This is a genomic window from Kribbella sp. NPDC050470 (genome assembly GCF_044458365.1).
Classification (GTDB): Bacteria; Actinomycetota; Actinomycetes; order Propionibacteriales; family Kribbellaceae; genus Kribbella.
Genome location: NZ_JBITHV010000016.1, coordinates 19534 through 39874, shown reverse-complemented (window position 1 = coordinate 39874; position 20341 = coordinate 19534). Strand labels below are relative to the sequence as shown.

Here is a 20341-nt window from a genome sequence, read left to right as displayed (position 1 = left end):
CAGCAATAGCTTGTAGAAGGGCTCCGACTCGCGGGGTCCAGCCACCACAGTTGGCACACGTGCAGGCGCAAGAGACAGCCGCCGCCGGACGCGGTGTCCGATAACCCGCGGTCCGCAGTTGGCTCGCCGACCGCGTGAGGGGGAACCAGGATGTGCGGCCCGCCGGAGGCGCAATCGGAACAGCCGCCACCGGAGGCGGTGTCCTTTGGGGCGTAGTACTTTCCGGATGGCGACTACCGTGGGGGCAGTAGTCGTCCGGAGGAGGAGTGTCGTGCCTGTGCGCCGGCTTGGGCTTGTTGTTCACCAGGGGCGTCCGGTGGCCGTGCAGACGGCCGGGACCGTGCGGGAGTGGGCTAGCCGGCACGGGATCGGGTGTACCGACATCGACGTGTGGAAGGCGCACGAGGACCGGCGCAGCGGCATGGACGAGCTGCACCACGCCGGGGACCCGGACCTGGTCGTCACTCTCGGCGGTGACGGGACGTTCCTGCGGGGTGCCCGGATCGCGGCCAAGAACGACGCCGCCGTACTCGGGGTGGACCTCGGCAAGGTCGGCTTCCTGACCGAGGTGGCATGCCGGGACGTGGAGGAGGCGCTCGAGGCGGTGCACCACGGCGGCGCCACCATCGAGGAGCGGATGACGCTGACCATGCGGGCGTCCCGGCCGCTGGAGATCCCGAGTGGGATCGAGTCGCTGCTGCGGTACGGGCACGGTCCGTCGCTGCCGCCGCCGACGGTCCGGCCGGAGAGCACCGAGGGCGACGGCTGGGGGGTCGCGCTGGACGTGACCGCTTTGAACGACGTCGTACTGGAGAAGCTGGCGCGGGACCACCAGGTGGCGCTTGGGGTGTACCTGTCGGGGCGGCTGCTGGCGTCGTACTCGGCCGATGCGGTGATCGTCGCGACGCCGACCGGGTCGACGGCGTACAGCTTCGCCGCCGGTGGGCCGATCCTGTCGCCGAGCACCGAGGCGATCGTGTTCACTCCGGTTGCGCCGCACATGACCTTCAACCGGTCCGTCGTCGCGGCGCCGGACGAGTCGATCGGGCTGCGCGTCCTCCCGCACTCCGGGCAGGCCGCGGTCAGCATCGACGGGCAGCTGCGCGGCGTACTCGATCCCGGCGACTGGATCGGCGTGTACGGCGCGCCCCGGCGGCTCCGCCTGGTCCGTCTCGGCCCGACCGACTTCTACGGCCGCCTCCGCGACCGCTTCCGCCTGACTGACGCCCCCGCCACCGCCCTGGACGGCGAATCCGACGCCTTCTGGCGCCCCACCACCCCAGTCCCACCCGACCTGGCCCACCTCCGCCTCCCCCCACCACCCCCCGACGCCCACCCTTCCCTACCCACACACGCCCATCCTTCGCCACCGCCTGGCGACGACTGCCTGTCCCCACCACCCGGCGACGCCGACGCTCCGCCGTCGGAGGTGGCTCGGGCCGTGTCTCCGCCTGGGGATGACCGGTAGGGTCTCTCCTCATGCGAAACGTGGTGATCCTGGCCGGCGGTTCGGGGACGCGGCTGTGGCCGCTGTCGCGGGCCGACAAACCCAAGCAGGTGCTGCCCCTGGCGGCCGGCAACTCGCTGCTGCGGGTGGCGTACAACCGCCTGCAGGGGCTCGTCGACCCCGCGAACATCTACGTGTGCACGGTCGCCGCGCACACCGACCTGGTCCGCGAGCAGATCCCCGAGCTCGGCGAGCACAACATCATCGGCGAGCCGGTCGGCCGCGACACCGCGAACGCGGTCGGCCTCGCGTCCGCGGTGGTCGCCCGCAACGACCCGGACGCCGTACTCGCGATCGTCGGGTCCGACCACCTGATCACCCCCGAGGAGGAGTTCCGGGCCGCGATCGCCCGCGGCTTCGAGCTCGTCGAGCAACGACCCCGGTCACTGGTGACGTTCGGGATCGAGCCGACCCATCCGCACACCGGCCTCGGGTACGTCGAACGCGGCGAGGTGATCGACGGTACTTCGGCGTACGTCGTCGATCGGTTCCGCGAGAAGCCGGACCGGGCGACCGCCGAGGAGTACCTGGCCACCGGGCGGTTCTGGTGGAACTCCGGCATGTTCGTCTGGCGGGCCGAGACCGTGCTCAGCGTCCTCGACGACCTGCTGCCCGAGTCGGCCGCCCAGCTCCGCCAGGTCGCGTCTGTCTGGGACACCCCGACCCGCGATGCGACGCTCGCCGAGATCTACCCGCAGCTGCGCAAGATCAGCGTCGACTACGCCGTGATGGAACCCGCTTCCCAGGGCAAGGTCGACGCTGACGTGGTCGTCGTACCCATGCCGGTGCACTGGCTCGACGTCGGCTCCTGGGCCGCCCTGGCCGGCACGTACGACGTCGATGCCTGCGGCAACCGAACCGACGGCACCACGCTGAGCTGCCTGCTCGACTCCCACGACAACATCATCGTCACCGACGACCCCGACCACCTCGTCGCCGCCGTCGGCCTCCGCGGCCACATCATCGTCCACACCCACGACGTCACCATGGTCTGCCCGCTCGCCGACGGCGAACGCATCAAGGACCTGGTAGCCCAAGTCCAATCCGACCACGCCCAGCGCTACACCTGAGGCCCACAGCCGCCGCCGACGGACACCGCCCAGGCGGCGGCTGTTCTTTTGGCGTGGCGTGGTTGCTGGCGGATCGGGTTGCCGCTGGCAACTGTGGTGGGTGGTGAGTTGCCCGAGCGGATCCTGGGTGGACCGCGGGCTCCGCTGCGAGATCGTGCTGGTCGGGAAGGACGCAGCTACGCGGATCCCGCGGGAGGTGTGACCCGAGGACCGTGGTGAGCTCTGGGCGAAGGTGGTTGGTGGCGTTGTTGTCGCGGGATCGGGTTGCGGTCGGCAACTGTGGATTGCGAGGGCGCCGGATGGAGCGCAGGGAGTTGTCGAAGTTCGTGGGATCCGGCCAAGCGTGGATTTCCCTGCAGATCGGTGTCGGCAGGTCGAGAATGGGGTCCGTGCCGACGCGGTCGGGACCTTGAACACATGGTCAGATGTTCACGGTCCCCGGTGGGTGTTCAAGCCCCTGGCGGTTGGCGTTGGTGCGGTGGCGGCGCACGCTCCGGCGGGCGGGGGCTGCGACGGGAAGTCGGTGCCTTGAACAAGCAATAACGTGTTCAAGGTCCCCGCATCGCGGGTCAGGCCCCCACAGTTGCCACGAGTACAGGGGCAGTCCGTTCGCCGATCAGCTGGCCGCGGATCCGCGATGTCCGGCCCGCCGGAGGTGGTGTCCGGTCCTCCGCGGTTGGCTCGCCGAGCTCGTTGGGCGGATCCACCATGCGCGGCCCCGCCGAAGGCGGAACAAAAGCAGCCGCCGCCGAAGGCGGTGTCCTTTTGGACGGGGCCTCGGCGGCGGCTGGAGCTAGCGGGAGGTCAGCCGCCGTTGGGTTCTTGGGCGTCGGAGGCGGGGTACTTGTCCATGAACTGCTGGAGGGCGGTGCCGGAGACGGAGCCGCAGAACTGGCGGTGGCCGAGGGCGGTGGTCTGGCCGGCGGCGTTGCCGCTCCAGTGGGAGAAGGCGACGTTCTTGCCCTCGGGCCAGGGCTTGCCGTCGGACTCCTTGAAGGGGGCGGCGATGAACTTGCCGATCGAGGAGTCGGGCAGCTTCGCCTTGGAGATCTTCTCGATCAGGTCGATCTGGTCCTCGGGAAGGGTGTCGCGGTACCACAGGATCGTGTAGCCGTGCTCCAGGTTGTGCACCAGGTTCGGCACCGCGGGGCGGTCGTCGACGGTGTAGAACTTCTTCCCGAACGGCGCCCAGACGGCGTAGTGCGGGCCGGACGACGGCGGCGACACCGGGTAGGCGATGACCTCGCCGTCCGGCTTGTGGTCCTGGGTGCCGGAGGCCTGGTCGTCGATGACCTTGTCGCAGGAGGCGGCCGTGGCGTCCACGCCGAGCTCGGCGATGGCCTGGTTCTTGGTCCGGGAGTCCTGGATCAGCCGGATCGCCGGGTAGGCGATGATGGCCAGTCCGACGATGATCGACGCCACCACGATGAGGATCGTCCGGTTGCGGTCGGACCGCGCCTGGTCCCGCTGCATCTTCTCGATCATCTGGCGGCGCGACTGCTTCTGCGACGACGCTTTACCCACAGTGTTCGTCTTCCCGGGTCGGGGCGGCCAAGACGCCGCCGTGCGGATGCAGTGTACGCACCGACCCTGAGAGGTTGCCTAGAAGCTACTTCGACCGTGAGCCGAACGTGATCGTGGCCTCACTGCCCGGCCCAGTGCGGACCTCGACGCCGTACCCCTCGGCATGCAGCAGTACGGCGATCCGCTCGGCGATCACCCCTACCGCGACCGGCTCGTCCCCGAACACCGTGACAGCGTTGTCAAGCACCTCGAGGTGGATGTCCTCGACCTCGTCCAGCAGCCCGTCCCACAGCGCCGGGTCCACCTCCCGCGGCCCGGCCGGAGCGCTCCGCTCCAGTACGGCGGCCCGCGCGGCCTCACGCGTCCCCAGGCTGAACATGTCGAACTCGGCGTCCCGCACCAGCGCCCGTGCGCCCGGTCCGTCCTCGCCGATCGGGAGTACGACGTCACCGAGCCCCCGCAGTACGGCGACCGGCACACCGTCGGCCTTGCCCTTGACCAACTCGCTCGCACTGGCGATCTCGTCGGCCAACGCCGGCTCGGTGACCGCGAGGACGTTGCCGTGGCTGTCCGTCGTACCGCGCAGGTCTTCCACCACGCGCACCCCGGCGGCGCCGATGGCCAGGTCGGTCTGGCCGTTGCGCCACGGGCGGCCGAGGGTGTCGGTGATGACTACGCCGACGTTCACGTCGTACCGCTCCTTCAAGGCGGCTCGGAGCGCCCGCGCAGACGCGTCAGGGTCGACAGGGAGCAGCAGGACGGTGCCTGCGGCCGTGTTGGACGTGTCGGTGCCGGCGGCTGCCATCACCAGGCCGTGGCGGGTCTGCACGATGCGGGTCTCGCCACGCTGAGCGACGATCCGGACCAGCTCGGCGTCGACCGCCTCGTGGCGGGTCGCGGTGGTGAGCCGGCCCTCGGCCTTGCTGACGATCTTCGAGGTGACCGAGACGACGTCGCCGTCGCGCAGGTCCGCCTCGTCACCGATCAGCGCCGCCAGATCGGCGCCGGCCGCCACCTCGGGCAGCCCGATGACCGGGTAGATCTCCAGGTGCTTCCTCATCGCCGGACTGCCTCCGCGAGGTTCAGCGCCGCGTTGGCCATCGCGGCGGTCGTGTTCTCGTCAGTCATCCACAACGGCACCGCCTGGACGTGAATTCCGGCGCCGGCGATCGAGTCGGCCTGGATCGCGTCAGAGGTGTCGATCAACCAGCCGTCCAGTACGCCGCCCGACGTCCGCGAACCGTAGTACCGAGCCACCGCCGAGGCGGTGGACGCGACGCCGACCGCGGCCAGCACCTTGTCGGCCATGCCGCGGACCGGACCGGTGCCGATGATCGGCGACAGCCCGATGACCGGCGCGGGCGTCTCCCGGACCGCCTCGCGGATCCCGGGGACGCCGAGGATGGTGCCGACCGAGACCACCGGGTTCGACGGCGGGATGATCAGTACGTCGCAGTCCGCGATCGCGTCGAGCACACCGGGAGCCGGCTTGGCCTTCTCCTGGCCGACCGCGACGATCTGGTGCGCCGGGACCTCGGCGTGCAGGCGCACCCAGTACTCCTGGAAGTGGATCGCCTTGCGCCGACCGGGGTTGTCCGGGTCGTCCACCACGACGTGGGTCTCGATCCGGTCGTCGCTCATCGGCAGCAGCCGCACCGGCAGCTTCCAGCGCTCGCACAGCGCCTCGGTGACCGCGGTCAGCCCGTAGCCGGCGTCCAGCATCTGGGTGCGGACCAGGTGGGTGGCCACGTCCCGGTCGCCGAGACCGAACCAGGTCGGCTCCACGCCGTACGCGGCGAGCTCCTCCTTGATCACCCAGGTCTCGTCCTCCCGGCCCCAGCCGCGTTCGGCCGAGATGCCGCCGCCGAGGGTGTACATCACGGTGTCCAGGTCGGGACAGACCCGCAGCCCGAACAGGGTGATGTCGTCCGCGGTGTTCCCCACCACGGTGATCTCGGCGTCCGGGCGGGCCTTGAGCAGGCCGCGCAGGAAGGTGGAACCGCCGATGCCACCGGCCAGCACTGTCAATCGCATGAGAAGAGTCTGCACGAGTCGTCAATGCGTCGGACCACCGCACGACTATGCTGCGGTGGGTCATAACCAACCGCACAGCTGTTTGTACGGCCCCCAACATCCCGAGGAGCCCTCGTGGTCACCGACGCAACCAAGAAGCTCAGAGAGCCGGTCGCGTATATCCTGCTCGCTTTCGCCGGCCTGATCGCGCTGGCTTCGCTGATTCGCCTGTTCGTCGGCGGCGCCGGCTTCACGGCTGCCGCCGGAGGCGTGCAGGGCACGCTCACTCCGCCCGGACTCACCGCGCTGGTGATCCTTCTCTCGCTGGTCGGCTCGGTCTGGCTCGTCAACGAGCTCGGCGAGCGCACCCCCAACGCGCGGACCGTCACCCTGGCCGCGCTGGTCATCGCCGGCGTGGTCGTGCTGCTCGGCCTGATCACGGCCTTCGCCGGGTTCGCCGAGACCAGCACCGCCGGCCTGAAGATCGTCGGCTTCATCTACGCCCTCGGCGGCCTTGCGCTGTACGGCGCCGCCGGGCTCTACATCCTGAAGACCTTCCAGTCCCTCCCGGCGCCGGTTCGCGCGCCGAAGCAGGGCCAGTTCGCCCCGCAGGGCCAGTACGGCCAGCAGCAGTACGGACAGCAGGGTCAGTACGGCCAGCAGGGTGGCTACGGTCAGCAGCAGGGCCAGCAGTACGGACAGTACGGCCAGGACCAGGGCCAGGGTCAGTACGGCGCTTACGGCGCGGCGGCAGCCGGTGGAGCAGCCGCGGGTGCTGCCGGTGGGTACGCAGCCGCGCAAGGCGGCGAGCAGCAGTGGCCGCAGGAGCAGGGCTGGAACCAGGGCGAGCAGCAGAACTGGTCGGCCGGTGACGCCGAGGCTCAGCGCCAGGTCGGTGAGCAGGGATGGTCCGCTGAAGGCCAGCACGCCGCCGAGCCGACCCAGGCGTGGAGCGCCGAGGGTCAGCAGCAGTGGTCCGGCCAGGAGCAAGGTCAGCAGTGGCCGCAGGAGCAGCAATGGAGCGGCGGCGACGCCGGTCAGCAGCAGTGGAGTGGTCAGGACTACGGCCAGCCGGGACAGCAGGAGTGGTCCGCGCAGCAGTCCGACGCGGGTCAGGCCGAGCCGGAGGCTCCGTCCTGGCAGCAGGGTGCGACGGAGCAGGTGCAGCCCGAGGCCCAGCAGTCCTGGCAGCCGGGCGAGCAGTCCTGGTCGGCCGAGGAGACTCCGGACGCCGACGCGCAGCCGGCGACGCAGCCGGAGCAGCCGGCCGCCGAGGCAGCCGACGAAACCCGCGTGGATCCGCGGGTTTCCGAGTCCGACAAGGACGAGCCGGGACAGCAGCAGGGCCAGGGACAGGGCTGGTGGTCCCAGCCGTCCTGACCGGGCTCGGCATCAGGCGCTGCATCAAGCACTGCATCAAGCACTGCATCAGGTGATGAATCAAGCCATTGCCTGATCGAGCCCGCTGCGCCCGAATCGCCTTCCTGACAAGGCAGCAAGCCCTTACCCAACCTGCGGGGTCAACATTTTTCCGCCGGTTCGGTGGGTACCACACGGATGCGAGAGGCCTGTGTACGCAGGCCTCTCGTTCTTTTGCAGCCGTGTTGCGGATGATGCCAATAGCAGACCACGGCTTGACTTTCGTGGATTGCAGGAATGTAATTTCAACCGTGTCGTTCGTTGGACACTCGGTATCGGGGACCGTTGCAGAGCGCAGGACGGACGAGGTCAGGCATGTGGACCGCAAACCCACATGTACAGGGGAACGAACAGGGTCGAGGAGGTCGTACCGTGACAGAGGGCCTGATGGCGATTGTCGACGGTGAGGCGATCGAGGAGGAGCCGAACTGGCAGGAAAGGGCGCTGTGCGCCCAGACCGACCCGGAGGCTTTCTTCCCGGAGAAGGGCGGATCCACCCGCGAGGCGAAGAAGGTCTGCCTCGGCTGTGACGTCCGGGGCGAGTGCCTCGAGTACGCACTGCAGAACGACGAGCGCTTCGGGATCTGGGGCGGGCTGTCGGAGCGGGAGCGCCGCAAGCTGAAGAAAAAGGCCGTCTAGGCCCCGCTGATCGTTCCGGTCCGGTGCCCTGCCACCAGGCCCCGACCGGGGCGGCGGGGTGGGGAAGGAATCAGCACAGTTCGGCAACCACAGCAGGACAACTCGAGAGATACACCCGCGGAGGCCCCGGCTCGACATCTGTCGCCGGGGCCCGCGGCTGTCCACAGGGAGTTGGGGTGAGCGGGGCGTCGCTCACCGTCGCGGCTGTATGGTGAGTCCTCGTCGCGACTCCCCGGGGTCGCGGGTGCAGGCCGTCCTTCCCCCGCAAAGGTGTCACCGCTCCGCATGGAACAAGAAGCTCCGGCCGGCTGGGAGTTCTTCGACGCTGTCGACTTCCCGACCGACCACACCCACGACCCGATGGGTCGCCCGCGGGTCCGGCATGTCGTCACCGCGGTCGTCGTCGGGCACGAGGGCGCGGCCTGGCTGCCCCGGCTGTCCGAAGCACTCTGGGCCCTCAACCCACGCCCCGACCGGTTGATCGCGGTCGACACCGGCTCCACCGACGAGACCGCGGAGCTGCTCGCCGCGATGCCCGGCGTCGAGCCTGTGGTCAGCGTCTCCGCCCGTACCGGCTTCGGTACGGCGGTGTCCCGCGGCATCGAGGCGGTCGGCTTCGCGCCGATCCCGTCCGCGGTCGGCCCATACGGCGACGACGGCCACATGCCCGTGGTCGAGTGGCTGTGGCTGCTGCACGACGACTGCGCGCCGGCCCCGAAGGCGCTGGAGAAGTTGTTGCTTCAGGCCACGATGGCGCCGGAGGTCGGCGTCTGGGGGCCGAAGCTGCGGCTCTGGCCGCGGGACCGGGAGCTGCTCGAGGTCGGCGTCACCACCTCGCTCGGCGGCCGCCGCGACACCGGCATCGAGAACGGTGAGCTCGACCAGGGCCAGCACGATCAGCTGCGGAACGTGCTCGCGGTCAGCTCGGCCGGCATGCTGGTCCGTCGCGACGTCTGGGAGGCGCTGCACGGTTTCGACCCGCGGCTGCCGATGTTCCGCGACGACATCGACTTCGGCTGGCGCGCCAGCCGCGCGGGCTACCAGGTAGGCGTCGCGCCGGACGCGGTCGTCTACCACGCACAGGCCGCGGCGACCGGTGACCGTGCGCTGGCCGGCACCCGGCGGCACGCCTACCAGCTCGACCGCTCGCACGCGTACTACACCGTGCTGGCCAACGCGCCCGGCAAGCTGCTGCCGCTGCTGATCCTGCGTTTCCTGTTCGGCACGATCCTGCGCTCGATCTGGTTCCTGCTCGGCAAGACGCCGTCCGGCGCCGTCGACGAGTGGACGGCCTTGCTCGGCACGTTGCTCGCGGGTGGCTGGACCCAGGCCCGCAGGGACCGCCGCAGCCTCGACCGAGTCCCGTACGACGACATCAAAGGCCTGTTCTCGCGGTCCGTGCACGCCTTGCGGCACAACCTGGAGGAGACGACCAGCACGATCTCCGAGCGGATCCGCGAAGCCTGGGCGGACGAGCCGGAAGAGCAGGTCGTCACCAGTGCACGCCGTGCGAAGTCCACTGCCCGCGTAGCCGTCGACCAGCCGCGCTGGCGCCGGCAGCTGATCCGCCGCCCGTTCCTGATCGCCTGGGTCTTCCTGGCGATCGGTGCGTTCGTCGCCGGCCGCAGCCTGATCGGCAGTGGCGTGCTGCGGTCCAACCTGCTGCTGCCTCCGCACGAAACGCTCGGTGCGCTCTGGCAAGCCGCGGCGTCCGCACCGCCAGGTGTGACACCGCCTGCTTGGCTTGGACAGTTCTGGGCCTTCTCCACGGTGATGTTCGGTCCGTCCGGCGCGACGAACCTGCTGCTCCTCGGCGCTGTTCCGTTGGCCGGACTCTCCGCATGGGTTCTGCTGCGCGCGTTCGTCATGGACCGTGTCGCGCGGGCCTGGGGCGCATCGGCGTACGGGCTTGCTGTGTTCACCAACGGAGCGATCACGCAGGGGCGGCTCGGCACGGTTGTGGCGGCGATCGTGCTGCCGCTGCTCGGTGCTGCTGTCCACACGGTCGCCCGGCGGCGTCGCGTCGTCATCCAGGGCAGCTGGCGGGCCGCATGGTTCGCGGGGATCTGCCAGGCGGTGCTGTTCGCGTTCACGCCGGCGCTCGGTCTGCTGGTCAGCGTCACGCTGGTCTTCGCCGCTGTGCTCGGGCTCGGGTGGCGTCGACAGGGTCGCCAGCTCGTGTTCTCCGTCGTGCTGGGTCTGTTGCTGGTGCTGCCGTGGACGATCCAGTTGGTGCTGCACCCGTCGCGGCTCGGGCAGGAAGCTGGCGGACCGCCTACTGCTGCAGTCGGCCCGGGCGACAGCCTGCCGCATCTCATGACCGGTACGCCGATTGGTGCGCCGACGCCGTGGTGGTTCGTCGTACCGCTGATTCTGGTGGCCTTGGTGAGCCTGCTGCGGGAGTCCCGGCAGCGGTACGAGTTGCTCGGATGGTTCGCCGCCCTGCTGGGTCTGCTCGGGACGCTCATTGCCAGCCGGCTCGGTGGCGGCAGTGGTCCGCTGATGTTCCTGATGACCGCGGGCTGGATCGTCGCGGTGACGGTGGCGTGGGACTCGGTCGGCAAGTCCACCGCGCTCCTTGTGCAGGGCGTGCTCGGGATCGTGCTGGTGACCACGATCGTGACGGCCGGGTTCTGGCTGGTGCGTGGCGCCGACGGTCCGCTGTGGCGCGGTCCGGCTCAGGACCTCCCGGCGTACCTGATCTCCGCGCAGGATCCGCCGGAGGACGCGTCCGTCCTGGTGGTGCGCAAGGACGGGAACAACCCGATGCGGTACTCGCTGGTGAAGGACGGCGGCCCGCGGATGGGTTCGCTGGAGGCCGCGCCCAAGGCGGAGCAGACCAAGCCGATCACGGATGTGCTGTCGACGCTCGGCGGTGGCGGCACGGGTGAGGAGGGCCGGCAGTTGGCCGCGCTCGCGATCGACTACGTCTACCTGCCCGCGCCGGTCGACCCGACGCTGCAGGCGACACTCGATTCGCTGCCCGGTCTCACCCGGGCCAGTGCCGACGACGGCGACGCCGCCTGGCTGGTCGACCGCTCGGAGAACCCGGGCAGTACGCCGCTCACCTATGACACGCATAGCGTGTGGCGGGTGCTCGGACTGATCGCCTGGATCATCGCGCTGGTCTTCTGCCTCCCGACGGTCCGCCGGACCGTCGCGATGCCGCACGGCACCCACGCGAGGAGGGACCGATGAGGCGACTGCTCTCGGACGCGCGGATCCGGCTCGGTGCCTGCGTGCTGGCGATGGCTGCCGCGGCTGGTCTCGGCGTGGTGACTCACGCCAAGGAGCCGTCGACCCAGGCCGAGACGACCGGCGAACCCGCCCGCACAGTGGTGAACCGTACGGCGCTGTCCTGCCCGGCCCTCGCGGGCGGCGGCAAGCTGTCGAGCGTGGTCAACGCGGTGTCGCCGACCCTGCCCGAAGGGACCCCGACCGCCGCGGGCGACGACACGCCGCTGTCGATCGCGGCCCTGTCGGAGAACGCCGACCCGGTCGGCTCGTTGCTGGTGCGCGGCAAGATCGGCTCGAGCACCCCGGTCACCAAGCCCGCGCCGTTGTCGATCCGCGGCGTCGGCCCATTGGCGGCCGGCACGGTCGGCACGAGTACGACGACCTCCATCGAAGGCGTGAACGAGGGCATGGCAAGCACCCCGTGCCAGCTGCCCGGCTCGGACTTCTGGTTCGTCGGAGCCTCCGGCGCGACCGACCGGCGCGACGTGCTCGTGCTGACGAACCTGGACAGCATCAACGCCGAGGTGAACGTCACCATCTACGCGCGCAGCGGTCCCCAGGACCTGCCTGCGGCTCGCGGCATCGTCGTGCCGGCGCGGGGGACCACCGAGCTCTACCTCGGCCTGGTCGCCCGGAACCTGCGGGACATCGCGCTGCACGTCGAGTCCACCGGCGGCCGGGTCGCGCCGGCGCTGCGGGACAACGCGACCAACGGCAAGAAGCCGGCCGGTGTGGACTGGCTGAACCCGTCGGCGCCGCCGGCGGCCAAGGTGTTCGTGCCAGCGGTCGCGCCGGGGGCCGGACTGCGGATCCTGTCGGTGGCGAACCCCGGCGACCTGCAGGCGACCGCCGGACTGACCGTGCACGGGCCGAACGGGCCGTTCAAGCCCGCCGGCCTGGAGACCGTCCAGATCCCGGCAGGCTCGGTGAAGACGTTCCGGCTCGACCCGGTGCTGCACGGCGACCCGAGTGCGGTCACGGTGACGGCCGACCAGCCGGTCACGGCGTCGATGCGGATGGTGGACGCGAGCGGCAGCGACTTCGCGTCACTCGGGTCGGCCGAGGCGCTGACCGGTCCGGCGTACCTGGTGCTGCCGGCGCACAAGCAGCCGGCGATCCTGCAGGTGACCGCGCCGGGCAAGAACGGGAGCGTGAAGTTCGAGCTCCGGGACGCCAACGGCAAGGTTCTGAACACCCGGGCGCTGGACGTGCTCGCCGGAGCGACCACCCAGATCCCGTTCCCGGCTCAGCCGCGCACGACGTACCTGACGGTCGAGCAGACCCGGGGCACGATGATCGCGGGTGTCACGTTGATGCCGGCCGCCAAGCCGGACGAGGACGACGTCGCCCAGGTGGCCGCGTGGCCGCTCAACACGTCGCTGGTGTTCCGGGCCCAGCTCGGCGCCCAGCCCGACGTCCGGGCCGCGCTGCGCTAGTCAGCCTTCGGACGAGTTCGCGCCGGGATCCTGCAGCATCCGCAGGTGACCTCGGCGGGCCACCTCGACCGGCGCGCCCGGCGCGCCGCGACCCGGCTCGCGCGGAGGAAGCGGGCGGGCGGCTTCGCGTACGGCGTTCGCCAGCGCCTCGAGGTCGTCCGAGGACGGTCCGGCCGCAGCCGGGTCCGGAGCCAGCCGGATCACCTCCCAGCCGTTCGGCGCGGTCAGCCGGTCGGCGTGGTCGGCACACAGGTCGTAGCAGTGCGGTTCGGCGTACGTCGCCAACGGGCCGAGCACACACGTGGAGTCGGCGTAGACGTACGTGAGCGTCGACACAGCCGACTTGTGACAGGCGGCGCGCGAACAGATCCTGGCGATGCTCACGACCAGACGTTACCCCCACTAGGCTGAGCGCGTGACCGAGGCTCGCCGTCATCGCAGGCACATCGACCGCCACGGCCGCGGCATGCTCGGCCCGATCAGCCGCCCGAGCAAGTTCGCGCCCCGCGGCCTGCCGCTGCAGCGATCCGCCGCGGCCCAGTTCGACGAGGTGGTCGCGGTCGAGGTGACCCGGCTGGAGAAGCGGCTGCCGCAGGTCGTCGCCCGGGTCGAGTTCGCCATCGAGGACGTGCCGAACCTGGACCTGGACGCGGTCGAGATCCCGCTCACCCACTCCAGCGGCGGCACCTCGCACGAGCCGTACCGGATCGTGGTCTTCCGCCGCCCGATCGAGCTGCGGGCCGAACGGTCCGCGACCAGCCTGGCCTGGTTGGTCCGGTCCGCGCTGGTGCTCGAACTGGCCGACGTACTCGCGCTGTCGCCGGAGCAGATCGACCCCGAGTTCGAGGCCGGCGACGACTGAGCCGGCGCCGCGCCGGACAAGACCACCTGCGCACTGGTGTCCAATCCTGTTCCGTACTGTGGGAACCGGTTTGTGTCCGTCGTTGTCATTCGAGAGGATCGTGCGTGTGAACGATCAAAAACTGCGCGTCGGAGTGGTCGGCCTGGGCTTCGCCGGGCGGACGGCGCTGGAGGCCTTCTCCGAGCTGCCGGACGTCGAGGTGCTGGCGCTGGCCGGCCTGGAGAAGGACACGCTGACCAGCCTCGGCGAGAAGCACCACGTCCCGCACCTGTACGAGAAGTGGGAGGACCTGCTCGAGACCGAGGGCCTGGAAGCGGTCAGCATCGGCACGCCGACCCAGCTGCACGCCCCGATCGCCCTGAAGGCGCTCGAGAAGGGCCTGCACGTCCTCTGCGAGAAGCCGCTGGCCCGCACGGTCGCCGAGGGCACTGCGATGGTCGAGGCCTCGAAGAAGGCCGGCAAGGTGCTGAAGGTCATCTTCAACCACCGTGAGCGCGGCGACGTCGCGGCGCTGAAGCACCAGATCGACGAGGGCCAGCTGGGCCGGGTCTACTACGCCAAGGCGCACTGGATGCGCCGCAACGGCATCCCGGGCATGGGCGGCTGGTTCACCAACCGCGAGCTGTCCGGTGGCGGTCCGCTGATCGACCTCGGCGTACACATCCTGGATCTGGCCCTGCACCTGCTGGGCGAGCCGCAGGTGACCACGGTGAGCGCGAACACGTTCGCCGAGCTCGGCCCGCGTGGCAAGGGCAGCACCGTGCCGAACGCGAACACCCTCGGGTCCGCGTTCGAGGTGGAGGACCTGGCCACCGCGTACCTGCGGCTGCAGGGCGGCGGCGCGCTGCAGCTGGAGACCAGCTGGGCGACCTACCGCGCCCCCGGCGACAACTTCGGGATCGAGCTGTTCGGCACCGACGGCGGCGCCAAGATCGAGGTGCAGAACTACACGACCGTCGACACCCTGCGCATCTTCACCGACGTCGGCGGCGTGCCGGCCGAGGTGAAGCCGGCGACCGGCGCCGGGCTCGGCCACCGCGCGGTGGTCCAGGAGTTCGTCCGGATCGTCCAGAGCGGCGACTGGGCCGCACACAACGGGTCCGAGGCGCTGCTGCGGACCGAGGTCATCGACGCCTGCTACGCCTCGGCGAAGGCGGGACGAGAGGTTGTTCTCCATGACTGAGTCAGCTCGAGGTCCGATCCGCGTCACCGTCTGGGGCGAGAACGTGCACGACCAGCGCGACGCCTCGGTGCAGAAGGTCTACCCGGACACCATGCACGAGACGATCGCGGCCGCCGTGCGCGCCAAGCTCGGCGACAACGTGGTGGTCCGGACGGCCTGGCTGCAGCAGCCCGAGCACGGCCTGACCGAGGAGGTGCTGGCCGAGACCGACGTACTCACCTGGTGGGGGCACGCCGCGCACGGTGACGTTGACGACGCGGTCGTCGAGCGGGTGCAGCGGCACGTGCTGTCCGGGATGGGCCTGATCGCGCTGCACTCGGCGCACTTCAGCAAGATCTTCATCCGGCTGATGGGCACCACCTGCTCGCTCGACTGGCGGTCCGACAACGACCGCGAGCTGCTCTGGACCGTGGCCGCCGGCCACCCGATCGCCCAGGGCGTCCCGCACCCGCTGGTGATCGAGCGCGAGGAGATGTACGGCGAGCTGTTCGACATCCCGCAGCCGGACGAGCTGGTGTTCGTGAGCTCGTTCTCCGGCGGCGAGGTGTTCCGCTCCGGCTGCTGCTACCGGCGCGGCCAGGGCCGGGTCTTCTACTTCCGCCCCGGCGACCAGGAGTACCCGACGTACCACCAGCCGGAGGTCCAGCAGATCATCGCCAACGCGGTGGGCTGGGCGGCTCCGACGAGCCCGCGACAACTCCCGGAGGTCCACCACCGGAAGCACCCGGGCTGGTTCGACAACGCCTGAGACACCTGCAATCGAGCGGCGCCTCTGAGCCTCAGAGGCGCCGCTGCCAGGTCAGGTGGCCTTCGTCCATGGTGGCGTGGCCGTCGGCGCCGGCTGCGACGTTCGGGTCGTGGGTGGCGATGACCACCGCCGCCCCGCGCCGGGCCTCGCGGCGCAGCAGGTCGAGGACTCGCTCCCGGTTCGTGCCGTCGAGTTCGCTGGTCGACTCGTCGGCCAGGATGACGCGGCCCTGCTGGGCCAGCCCGCGGGCGACGGCGACGCGTTGCTGCTCGCCGCCGGACAGCTCCTCGACCAGGTGGTCGCCGCTGTCCTGCAGCCCGACGTCGGCCAGCGCCTGATCGACGGCGCGGTCGACCGTTTCCGGTTCGTTGCGTTTGGCAAGCAGTGGCAGGGCGAGATTCTCCCGCGCGGTCAGCACCCGGGCCAGGCCGTTGCCCTGCGGGATCAGTACGACGCCGTGCCCCGCGGCCGCCGGCCGGTCGCTGATCGTGAGGCCGTCCACCTCGACCGTGCCGGACTTCGCCGGAACCGCGCCGGCGATCGCCCAGAGCAGCGAGCTCTTCCCGGCTCCGGACGGCCCGCTGACCGCGAGGACGAACCCGGGCGGCACACGCAGGGACACGTCCGCCACGGCGATCAGATCGTCGTACGCGACGGTGAGGTTGGTGACCGTGATCACGACTGTCCTTCTTGCTGGATCGGGCTCAGGCGAACCTCGCCGGCCTCGGTGGTGGTGACCCGGAGCAGGGTGCCAGGGGGCAACAGCTCGGCGACGTGCGGCGGCAGCGGCAAGGACCCGTCGGTGGCGACGACCGCGAACTCCTCGCCGCTGCGCCCTTCGGACGCGATCCGGCCATCCCGGATGGTGATGGTCCGGGGGAGCACCGCGGCGACCTCGGGGTCGTGGGTGATCAGCAGCACTGTCATGCCGGTGCTCTCGTTGATGGTCGAGATCGCGGCCAGGACCTCGTCGCGGGCGCGGTGGTCAAGCTGGCTGGTCGGCTCGTCGGCCAGCAGCAGACCGGGGAAGGTCGCGATCCCCACTGCCACTGCGCAGAGCTGGATCTGCCCGGGCGTGAGCGACGGCAACGGGCTCCGGGCCTGGTCGGTCAGGCCGACCAGCTCGAGCACTTCCTCCGGCTTCGGCAGGGACGGATCGCGAGAAGCGGCGCGCTGTGCGTACCGGACGTTGTCGATCGGGGACAGGTACGGAACGAGGTTGCGTCCGGCGCCCTGCAACACGATGCCGACGTCCCGCGCGCGCATCCGGTCGAGCTCGGGCTCGGTCATCGTGGCCAGGTTGTGCTCGCCGATCTGTAGGCGCCCGGCGCTCGGCGTCAGCAAACCACCGCACAGCTGAAGCAGCGTCGACTTGCCGGCGCCTGACGGGCCTAGCAGTCCGACAAGCTCTCCGGGCCGCACAGTGATGCCGATCCCCGACAGTGCAGCGACGTCATGGCCTTGGCTGCGGTAGATGTGGACCAGGCCGCTCGTGCTGATCGCGAGTCCGCTCATCTGCGTCCTCGCTTCGCTCCGGGCGCCGATGAGAGCATGCTCTGCTTTTTGATGAGTTCGCTGCGCTCACTCATAGGTCCTCCCGAATCCGGCTGTAGCCGGCCCGCCGGTTCACAGTGGTGCCCAGCACCAGCGTGGTCGCGGTCAGCACCACGGTGCCGGCCAGCCAGAGAATCACCGCTCCGGGCCAGTTGATCGCCAGGTCGAGTGGCACCGGCGACGGCTCGGAGGTCTCCGCGAAGAGCGGGAACATCGGTAGTGCGATGTGGGCGCCGACAACGCCGCAGGCCGACCCGAGCAGCGCAGCCAGCGCGACCGGTCCGGTGTGCTCCCAGCGCGCCGCCCCGCCGGTCGTGGTCGCCGGTACGCCGTTGATCCGCAGACTCGCGTAGTCCTGGGCCCGCGACCGCCAGGAGCTGACGCCCATCAGCAGCAGCACGATGATCGCAAGGGCCCAGCTGGCGAGTCCGACGATCGGGGTGAGCTGGAGCGCGAGCGCGCTGGCGGACCGCCCGTACCCGGCGATGCGGTCCGACTGCCGATCGACAATGGTGGGAGTGATCCCGGCCGCGGTGAGGTCCGCGACGATCTTGTCGACGTTGGCGAGCCCGTCGGCGTTCAGCCAGAGCTCGAAGTCGGTCGAGGTGTCGTCGACGCTGCCGCCGAGCCGCCGTACGGTCTCCAGGTCGAGGACGGCGACGCGCTCGCTGTGCCGCGGCATCGGGGTGTGCAGGCTGTCGAGCTTGTGGATCGGGATCGAGAGCCCGTCGAGGCCGGGCACGGTCTGGACCTCGCTGACGGCGAAGTCCGGACTCACCAGCGCCGGGACTGGCGTAGGGATGGCGGCGTACTGCAGGTTCTGGTCGCCGCCGACACTGGCCACCTTGAGAGTCAGGCCGTTCGGCAGCGTGCCTGCCTCGATGGTGCCCTGGTTGTCGGCTCCGGTCTGCGGACCGCTCACCCAGTCCTGCGCCCGACCCAGCGGTACCGACTGCTGCGTGTCGGTCGCCAGTTGGCTGATCGCGATGTCGCCCTTGACGCCCACGGAGTCACCGACCTCGCGGGCCACCCCGAGCCGGATCAGGTGGCAGGACGGCTTGCAGTCGATCGGCGTACTCAGCCGGACCGGCTTGCCGGCGCGCAACGCCAGCGGAGGGAACTGCACCAGGTAGCGCGCACCTCGGCGCTGATTGATCACGGTCGCCTGCAGGACCACGGATCTGGCCTGCTCCTCGGGCGGCGGCAGCACACCCTCATTGGAGGGCGGCACGTACGGCGTCATCTTGCCGAGGCTCGCGGTCACCATCAGCCGATCGCCGCTCAGCTCGATCGCTTTCGGCTCCGTGGGTGCCTGGAGGTTGCCGAACCCCTCGGCATCGGTCAGCTCGTTGCCGCGGAACGCGATCCGCCGATAGCTGTCCGGCTCGATCAGTACGGCGCGCAGGCTCTCGATGGAAGGCGGTTGCGAAAGGACGACAGGGGTCAGCCATCGCCGGTCCGGGTCGACCTTGTCGACCGCTGCCGTGAAATCGCCGAGGTTGGTCGTGTCCATTGCCAGGACCGCCTCGGCGCCGGTCTCGTAGCCGGCCCGCGTCTCCCGGTTGCGGTCAGCCACCGACGAGGCCTGACCGGCGAACGACACCAAGCCAGTCGCGACCGCGACGACGGCGACGAGTCGCGTGACGGCCGGGTGCCGGGACACCTGCAGAGCGCCGAGGGCGAGTCCGAGTCGTCCCTTGCGCAGCGCGTGCCGGCTCAGCAAACCGGCTGCTGGCAGCAGCAGGTGGGCGAACGCCAGGCCGGCCGCCAGAGCGAGCAAGGTCGGAGTCAGCACAGGCAGGGGGCCGCGTCCGCCACTGGTCAGCCCGCTTAGGAGGCCGGCCGAGGCGAGGACGATGACGGTGAGATCGATCAGGCCGATGGCTCGGTGCCGTCGGCGGGGCGGGATGCGCCGGAGCAGGCTGGAGATCGGCTGGCGGACGACGGCACGGATCGACAGCGCGACCACCGCCAGCCCGGCCAGCGCCGCGAGGGCGGCCGCTGCGGGAACGGTCCACGGCACCTCGAGCGGCGCTGCTCCGCCGAGCCAGGCCGCACGGACCACGAGGAGCAGGACGAAGCCGGAGGCCACGCCGATCGCCGTACCGATCAGGACGGGCACGCTCAGCTCCACAGCGAGCGTCCGGCCGATCCGGCCGGCACCTGATCCGCGCAGTCGTGCGACAGCCAGTTCCGGGCGGCGTTGGTCGACTACCGCTGCCAGCGCCAGGCCCAGTACGACCACACCGAACAGAGCGACCTGCACCATCACCAACGGGATGATCGTGCCGGCCTGCCGGCGCTCGGCCTGGATCCCGTCGATGACGTCGATCAACCCGGAGTTGTTCCTGGCGTCGAGGTTGAGCTCGGAGTTCCGGGCTTCGAGCTGATCGGTCACCTGCCGGATGCGGTCCAGGTCGTCGACTCGCGCGCTTCCCGGCTGCGGGCGGGTGTCCAGCGTCGAGTGGTAGCCCCATCTCCCGGCGGCGAACGTCTCGCGTTCGGTGAGCAGGAAGTCGGCCTCCGCCGGTCTGCTCTCGCTGGCCGGCCTCGAGTGGCCGGTCGGTCCGCGGCCGAACCAGTAGGTGGCCTCGTCGTCCGCCTGATAGAGCCCGACCACGCGGAGACCGCTGTCCGTGTAGCTGCTGGTCTCGGCCTTGATCGTCGTCCCGACCGTGGCGCCGAAGTTCTTCGCGTCAGCGGTCGATGCGACTACCTCACCGGGGCTGGTCGGGCAGCGGCCGGCGGTCACCTCGAGCTGGGCGCAGTACCCGTCCCGCCAGACCAGTCGGCCTCCGATCGTTGCCTTGTCCTTGCCGAGACCCCACGTCACGCCGACGGTCATCCCGTACGACGGCGGCGTGAACAACGGCTTCAGGTCCGCCGGGATGAGCTGGGCCAGGTCCTCCGGCGGGGTCGGATCGGTCGGCCCGGACACCGCAGTCGGCGGGGTCGCATCCAGCTGCCAGGCCGCGGCGTTCCACTGACGGGTCAGCGTCTCGGTTGCGACCGTCTGCTCGACCGCCCGGGCGAACCAGGGCGCGAACGCCGCGCACGTGCCGATCAAGAGGCTGACGCCGGCCAGGACCAGGGCTTGGGACCACCGGTACCGCAGAGCCTGCCGCAGGAACATCACTGGCCACCCCCCC

16 protein-coding genes are annotated in these 20341 nt (G+C 70.4%); 9 read left to right on the top strand and 7 right to left on the bottom strand.

All coding sequences use genetic code 11. The features are described 5' to 3' along the window. The first annotated feature begins 316 nt into the window (after window positions 1–316). Together ACIBGM_RS39835 and ACIBGM_RS39830 are read left to right on the top strand one after the other, a co-directional pair. Window positions 317–1468 (top strand): NAD(+)/NADH kinase, encoded by a 1152-nt coding sequence (locus ACIBGM_RS39835; RefSeq protein WP_396388508.1) that lies wholly within the window; start codon window positions 317–319, stop codon window positions 1466–1468. Window positions 1469–1479: 11 nt separating this feature from the next. Continuing rightward, a complete protein-coding gene (locus ACIBGM_RS39830) occupies window positions 1480–2577 on the top strand; it encodes a mannose-1-phosphate guanylyltransferase (RefSeq protein ID WP_396388507.1) in 1098 nt (365 codons plus the stop codon). Window positions 2578–3381: 804 nt separating this feature from the next. Here the strand turns inward: ACIBGM_RS39830 and ACIBGM_RS39825 are convergent. The 3 genes from ACIBGM_RS39825 to cofD all read right to left on the bottom strand — a co-directional run bounded on the left by ACIBGM_RS39825 (window position 3382) and on the right by cofD (window position 6135). Continuing rightward, the gene (locus ACIBGM_RS39825) at window positions 3382–4062 is read right to left on the bottom strand and encodes a DUF3105 domain-containing protein (RefSeq protein WP_360521739.1); all 681 of its coding nucleotides are present in this window, start codon (window positions 4060–4062) and stop codon (window positions 3382–3384) included. A 124-nt stretch (window positions 4063–4186) separates the two neighbouring features. Continuing rightward, window positions 4187–5161 (bottom strand): coenzyme F420-0:L-glutamate ligase, encoded by a 975-nt coding sequence (locus tag ACIBGM_RS39820; protein WP_396388506.1) that lies wholly within the window; start codon window positions 5159–5161, stop codon window positions 4187–4189. Next, window positions 5158–6135 carry a 2-phospho-L-lactate transferase gene (gene cofD / locus ACIBGM_RS39815; protein ID WP_396388505.1) on the bottom strand — a complete coding sequence of 326 codons (978 nt, stop codon included), beginning with the start codon at window positions 6133–6135 and terminating at the stop codon, window positions 5158–5160. Before cofD ends, ACIBGM_RS39820 begins: the two co-directional genes overlap by 4 nt. Before the next feature lie 114 nt (window positions 6136–6249). Here cofD and ACIBGM_RS39810 point away from each other — a divergent pair, with 114 nt between their 5' ends. The 4 genes from ACIBGM_RS39810 (at window position 6250) to ACIBGM_RS39795 (ending at window position 12845) form a co-directional block, all read left to right on the top strand. Beyond that, window positions 6250–7494, top strand: a complete 1245-nt coding sequence (locus tag ACIBGM_RS39810; RefSeq protein ID WP_360521731.1) for a hypothetical protein — start codon at window positions 6250–6252, stop codon at window positions 7492–7494. Between the two features lie 426 nt (window positions 7495–7920). Continuing rightward, the gene (locus ACIBGM_RS39805) at window positions 7921–8172 is read left to right on the top strand and encodes a WhiB family transcriptional regulator (RefSeq protein ID WP_020389877.1); all 252 of its coding nucleotides are present in this window, start codon (window positions 7921–7923) and stop codon (window positions 8170–8172) included. Window positions 8173–8457: 285 nt separating this feature from the next. Beyond that, a complete protein-coding gene (locus ACIBGM_RS39800; RefSeq protein WP_360521728.1) occupies window positions 8458–11370 on the top strand; it encodes a glycosyltransferase family 2 protein in 2913 nt (970 codons plus the stop codon). After that, window positions 11367–12845 (top strand): DUF5719 family protein, encoded by a 1479-nt coding sequence (locus tag ACIBGM_RS39795; protein ID WP_396388504.1) that lies wholly within the window; start codon window positions 11367–11369, stop codon window positions 12843–12845. Before ACIBGM_RS39800 ends, ACIBGM_RS39795 begins: the two co-directional genes overlap by 4 nt. Here the strand turns inward: ACIBGM_RS39795 and ACIBGM_RS39790 are convergent, their stop codons facing one another. Further along, the gene (locus ACIBGM_RS39790) at window positions 12846–13229 is read right to left on the bottom strand and encodes a DUF3499 domain-containing protein (protein WP_396388503.1); all 384 of its coding nucleotides are present in this window, start codon (window positions 13227–13229) and stop codon (window positions 12846–12848) included. A gap of 31 nt (window positions 13230–13260) precedes the next feature. Here ACIBGM_RS39790 and ACIBGM_RS39785 point away from each other — a divergent pair, with 31 nt between their 5' ends. From ACIBGM_RS39785 to ACIBGM_RS39775, 3 genes are all read left to right on the top strand, one after another. Continuing rightward, window positions 13261–13707 (top strand): metallopeptidase family protein, encoded by a 447-nt coding sequence (locus ACIBGM_RS39785; RefSeq protein WP_360521719.1) that lies wholly within the window; start codon window positions 13261–13263, stop codon window positions 13705–13707. 106 nt (window positions 13708–13813) lie between these two features. Next, complete coding sequence (locus ACIBGM_RS39780) at window positions 13814–14890, top strand: Gfo/Idh/MocA family protein (RefSeq protein ID WP_396388502.1); 1077 nt, start codon at window positions 13814–13816, stop codon at window positions 14888–14890. Further along, on the top strand, window positions 14883–15638 hold the full coding sequence (locus tag ACIBGM_RS39775) for a ThuA domain-containing protein (protein ID WP_360521713.1): 756 nt from the start codon (window positions 14883–14885) through the stop codon (window positions 15636–15638). Before ACIBGM_RS39780 ends, ACIBGM_RS39775 begins: the two co-directional genes overlap by 8 nt. A 31-nt stretch (window positions 15639–15669) precedes the next feature. Here ACIBGM_RS39775 and ACIBGM_RS39770 read toward each other — a convergent pair whose 3' ends face one another. From ACIBGM_RS39770 to ACIBGM_RS39760, 3 genes are all read right to left on the bottom strand, one after another. After that, window positions 15670–16317, bottom strand: a complete 648-nt coding sequence (locus ACIBGM_RS39770) for an ABC transporter ATP-binding protein (protein ID WP_396388501.1) — start codon at window positions 16315–16317, stop codon at window positions 15670–15672. After that, a complete protein-coding gene (locus tag ACIBGM_RS39765) occupies window positions 16314–17153 on the bottom strand; it encodes an ABC transporter ATP-binding protein (RefSeq protein WP_396388500.1) in 840 nt (279 codons plus the stop codon). Before ACIBGM_RS39765 ends, ACIBGM_RS39770 begins: the two co-directional genes overlap by 4 nt. 70 nt (window positions 17154–17223) lie before the next feature. Then, a complete protein-coding gene (locus ACIBGM_RS39760; RefSeq protein ID WP_396388499.1) occupies window positions 17224–20325 on the bottom strand; it encodes an FtsX-like permease family protein in 3102 nt (1033 codons plus the stop codon). Window positions 20326–20341: the final 16 nt, after the last annotated feature.

Bases quoted from the DNA above. Each gene is read 5' to 3' on its own strand.
- ACIBGM_RS39795 (WP_396388504.1), top strand. From the start codon at position 11,367: ATGAGGCGACTGCTCTCGGACGCGCGGATCCGGCTCGGTGCCTGCGTG.
- cofD (WP_396388505.1), bottom strand. From the start codon at position 6,135: ATGCGATTGACAGTGCTGGCCGGTGGCATCGGCGGTTCCACCTTCCTG.
- ACIBGM_RS39830 (WP_396388507.1), top strand. From the start codon at position 1,480: ATGCGAAACGTGGTGATCCTGGCCGGCGGTTCGGGGACGCGGCTGTGG.
- ACIBGM_RS39820 (WP_396388506.1), bottom strand. From the start codon at position 5,161: ATGAGGAAGCACCTGGAGATCTACCCGGTCATCGGGCTGCCCGAGGTG.
- ACIBGM_RS39800 (WP_360521728.1), top strand. From the start codon at position 8,458: ATGGAACAAGAAGCTCCGGCCGGCTGGGAGTTCTTCGACGCTGTCGAC.
- ACIBGM_RS39775 (WP_360521713.1), top strand. From the start codon at position 14,883: ATGACTGAGTCAGCTCGAGGTCCGATCCGCGTCACCGTCTGGGGCGAG.
- ACIBGM_RS39765 (WP_396388500.1), bottom strand. From the start codon at position 17,153: ATGAGCGGACTCGCGATCAGCACGAGCGGCCTGGTCCACATCTACCGC.
- ACIBGM_RS39825 (WP_360521739.1), bottom strand. From the start codon at position 4,062: ATGATCGAGAAGATGCAGCGGGACCAGGCGCGGTCCGACCGCAACCGG.
- ACIBGM_RS39760 (WP_396388499.1), bottom strand. From the start codon at position 20,325: ATGTTCCTGCGGCAGGCTCTGCGGTACCGGTGGTCCCAAGCCCTGGTC.
- ACIBGM_RS39805 (WP_020389877.1), top strand. From the start codon at position 7,921: ATGGCGATTGTCGACGGTGAGGCGATCGAGGAGGAGCCGAACTGGCAG.